General features: G+C 53.3%; 6 protein-coding genes. All 6 read right to left on the bottom strand.

What is annotated here, in order from left to right; all coding sequences use genetic code 11:
- The coding region (locus H586_RS0111835; protein WP_027182148.1) for a hypothetical protein at positions 1–226 on the bottom strand (226 nt) is incomplete at its 3' end.
- Complete coding sequence (locus H586_RS0111830) at positions 226–834, bottom strand: 3TM-type holin (protein WP_027182147.1); 609 nt, start codon at positions 832–834, stop codon at positions 226–228. The genes H586_RS0111830 and H586_RS0111835, both read right to left, overlap by 1 nt.
- 3 nt (positions 835–837) lie before the next feature.
- Positions 838–1,335 carry a D-Ala-D-Ala carboxypeptidase family metallohydrolase gene (locus tag H586_RS0111825; protein WP_027182146.1) on the bottom strand — a complete coding sequence of 166 codons (498 nt, stop codon included), beginning with the start codon at positions 1,333–1,335 and terminating at the stop codon, positions 838–840.
- Between the two features lie 104 nt (positions 1,336–1,439).
- Positions 1,440–2,168, bottom strand: coding sequence for a hypothetical protein (locus tag H586_RS0111820; protein ID WP_027182145.1), 729 nt, complete (start codon positions 2,166–2,168; stop codon positions 1,440–1,442).
- Positions 2,169–2,234: 66 nt separating this feature from the next.
- Complete coding sequence (locus H586_RS0111815; protein ID WP_027182144.1) at positions 2,235–2,669, bottom strand: helix-turn-helix domain-containing protein; 435 nt, start codon at positions 2,667–2,669, stop codon at positions 2,235–2,237.
- A 337-nt stretch (positions 2,670–3,006) separates the two neighbouring features.
- A partial coding sequence (locus tag H586_RS0111805) for a phage protein GemA/Gp16 family protein (RefSeq protein ID WP_027182142.1) occupies positions 3,007–3,315 on the bottom strand: 309 nt, incomplete at its 5' end.

Here is a 3,315-nt window from a genome sequence, read left to right as displayed (position 1 = left end):
CGCGGACATCACCGCGTAGCCCTTCGATGGCCAGCGCGAGATTATGCAGGGCCTTGCTGTCCGGCGCGCAATCCAGCTTTTCTTCATTGGCCTTCACGCGGCTTCGCAGCTCTATGACATCCTTACGCAGGGACCAGATTTCTTTGATCAGCCACATGGCCAGAGGGACGAATAGAATTTGAGCGAGACGTAGCAGGAAATTGAGAAGGTCCCAGTTGATTTCCATCAGCGGCCTCCACGTCGCAGCTTGGCGAGCTTGTCCATAAGCCCTTCGGGCTGCATTCCCGCTTCTGCCATTTTTTCAGCAGTGCGCTGCCCCGTGTACGAGCGGAACATGGCGGCGAAGGTAGTGCCTATGGTGCCGATGAGCCAGCAGACCACATACGTTATGACGTCTGCACTGGCGGGAGTCAGGCCACCCCATACGCAGGCCGCTACCACAAGCGGAACGGCGATAAAGCACAGGAGCAGAAAACCCCATGCATAGATGCGAAGCAGCTTGGGACGTGTCTGGCGGACGTACTCGTCCTGCGAGGCAAGTTCCGCCTTGGCAAGCCCCCGGCCTCCCTCAATGTCGGAGAGTTCGATTTCCGCCATGCGCTCCTTATGGCGCTGGCCGGCAAGTTCCAGCCGGGTACGTTGCTCAGGGGTAAGAGGCTGTGCTCCGGCCTCGTCCAGACCATCGGAAACCATAGAGAGGCCGTCCTTGATCTTCTTGCCGGTGTCACCGCCGACAGCTTCGGCAATGTCACCAACGGTATCGATCAGGCTGACAACCTGCCCGACACCCGGAACAAGCTTGAGCAAGTTTTTACCAATGTTGAGGAGTCCCATACGCTACCCCCTCAACGCCTGTTCCCACAGTTCCTTCACGGAATGCAGGCCCACCGTCGTCAGGTTCCGCTGGCCGTTATGCCAGATGGTAAGTTCCTGCCGACGCGGCATAATGTCAGGGCCGGGGGAAGCGATGTGCACCCAGCGGTCATGCTCGTTGATCAGCTGCTTGTAGCCAAGGTTCTGGCTACTGATGAACCGCGCCACATCAAGCGGGCTACGGCCGGGAACGATGATGTCCGCGGCAAGGCCGGTGAGGTGATCGGATGAGGGGGAACCGCCAATGTGGTCATTGAGCCACTTAGGCCGGTAGCCGCTGGAAATGGTGATAGGCCCCAGCGCTTCCCGTATGGGCTGCAGCAGGGTCAGGCAAAGGAACCGAAGATTGTTGAAAACCGTGGAGCCGAGCTCCACTTCGATGGGGTGGCCAAACCGCTCAGCGGTCTGACTCCGGGTGAATTCGTCGAGGAAGAAATTGGGGGACAAAGAAATACGCTGCATGACATCCTCCATAAGAGTGTGATGTCATGCAGCGTATAGGGGTTTTGTTAGAAGATCGGGAAATGAGGCAACTATGGCATGGAACGTACAGAAGGTAACGGGGGTTATCGCTTTGAAGCCGTGTAGAAGTTACCGTTCTTACTCCAGAACTCTAAATCACCTTGTGCATTGACAAGATAGTATTCGCCAAAGTCGTTTGGCCGCTCCAAGCGAATCTTGTTATCCTGCATCGTCATGCTGTATTCTTGTGTATTGGAAGAGCCATCTGAATAGCGATCAGAAACGTACACTTTATCGCCTTTTTTGTATGCTGTAATAATAGATGTAAATCCGTTGTTACTCATCCATGTTCCAATAAGTTCTCCATCTATATCTAGTGGTTGTGATTTAAGGTTCTTGAACTGTTCTTGCGTCGCTCCAAAAATAATAACATCAAGATCCGGGGTGTAGTGAGTTGTTGCCCAGTACATCGAGGAACTTTCTCCTTTAATGTAATATCCAATAAACGTTTTATCAAAGGAGTCGTCCTTGTTTTTGATCTCTCGCGCAATGTTTTTGAGTTCTTCAGGGGTCAATCTGGAGGGTAGTTCCACTTCAACAGTGCGCTTGATCGTACCGTGGGCCTGATCTGTCAAAATGGTATATTCAACAGAAGGTGTAGGCGTCGATTCCCCCCTTGGAATGGCGATAGTCACTGCTAACATAATTCCCAACCAAACAAGACCGCCTTTGCGGGAGCGACTGCCCCAGTAGACAAATTTTTGAGGCTTGATCATGGCACCTATGAACCATATCAACGCAAACAAAAAGATAAGAGCCAGCAAGTTACCCATGGTATGCTCCTTGGTGTTTTGCTGGCTACATATCTGTTTTCAAATAAAATGAAAAGCCTTGCCCGGTTATAAGTCTACCCGTGCCATCTCCTCCCTCACGCTCTCCGCAGTCACTCGCACCGGTTGCCGAACATGCCGAACCAACACCCCCTCATCAACTAGCCTACGCACTGTGCGTTCTGAGACATTCAGGCAGTACGCTGCTTCATCAATACGCAACAGGGCCTTGGCCGCGACAAGTTCTTCGGGAGTGAGCGAGAAATCTTTATTTGTGGACGGCGATACTGTCACCAACGGCACCTGAAAGCCCGTGGGGGCCTTAGGAGTGCAACGCCTGTTGCAACCGAGACAATGCAGGATAGGCCAACGGCAAATCCAATAGGCCCGCGAGGCATCCTTGCAGCCAAGCTGCTCGTAGACCTGCGAATCAATCTCTCCGGCATACTGACGGAACCCATCGTCAAACATCTTTTTGAGCGTTCTGCACAGGGTTGCATTCATGCTGCACCTCATGTGTGGTTTGAAATAGCGGCGGCCACGGCGCGGGCCAGCGCTCTAAAAAGCGTTTCGCATCTACGGCATCCCTGATTAGTGACGGTACACCTTGCGCATGCTGTCTCCCGTATTGCCTGATAGGCCCGCTCCTCAACGCTTACTTCCCCCCGCAAGGCCTGCCGCATTCGCTCCAGTTGACGCTCTACGTTGCCGGGATAACGGCCTTTGAGTACCATATAGACCGTGGATCGATTGAGTTCCCCATGAGCTTTGCAGAACCGGTGTACGGTGCGATACCGAGAAGTGATTTCCTGAACGAGCTCCAGCGGTTCTGTATCCTGCATCATGCGTTATCCGGGTCAATTCCAGCCTTTCGGCAACGGTTCTGCAGGTCCTTGGTGATGGTCTGTAACTGCGCCTGGTCTTGCACCCACACAAGACTGTCCAGACCGAATTGTTTACGCATGCGAGTGTCGATTCCTTTCAGGCTCCACCCCAGAGCCTTCCAGAGTACGAGGATGTAGCGCTTCTGGTTTGCATAAGGGACGTTGTCGGGAATGACATAAAAATTATCGCCATTCTGCCGGGGCTGCCCGGGGTTGGTTTTTCCCTTGCTGGAAAACTGCGCTCCGAGTTCTTCCATGTGACGGAT

The sequence above is a fragment of the Oleidesulfovibrio alaskensis DSM 16109 genome (assembly GCF_000482745.1).
GTDB classification, from domain to species: domain Bacteria; phylum Desulfobacterota; class Desulfovibrionia; order Desulfovibrionales; family Desulfovibrionaceae; genus Oleidesulfovibrio; species Oleidesulfovibrio alaskensis.
Note: the sequence above shows the minus strand (reverse complement) of the source record. Positions and strands in the feature narration are given on the sequence as shown.

Coding starts and splice junctions, on each gene's coding strand:
- H586_RS0111825 (WP_027182146.1), bottom strand. CDS start 1,335: ATGCAGCGTATTTCTTTGTCCCCCAATTTCTTCCTCGACGAATTCACC.
- H586_RS0111820 (WP_027182145.1), bottom strand. CDS start 2,168: ATGGGTAACTTGCTGGCTCTTATCTTTTTGTTTGCGTTGATATGGTTC.
- H586_RS0111830 (WP_027182147.1), bottom strand. CDS start 834: ATGGGACTCCTCAACATTGGTAAAAACTTGCTCAAGCTTGTTCCGGGT.
- H586_RS0111815 (WP_027182144.1), bottom strand. CDS start 2,669: ATGAATGCAACCCTGTGCAGAACGCTCAAAAAGATGTTTGACGATGGG.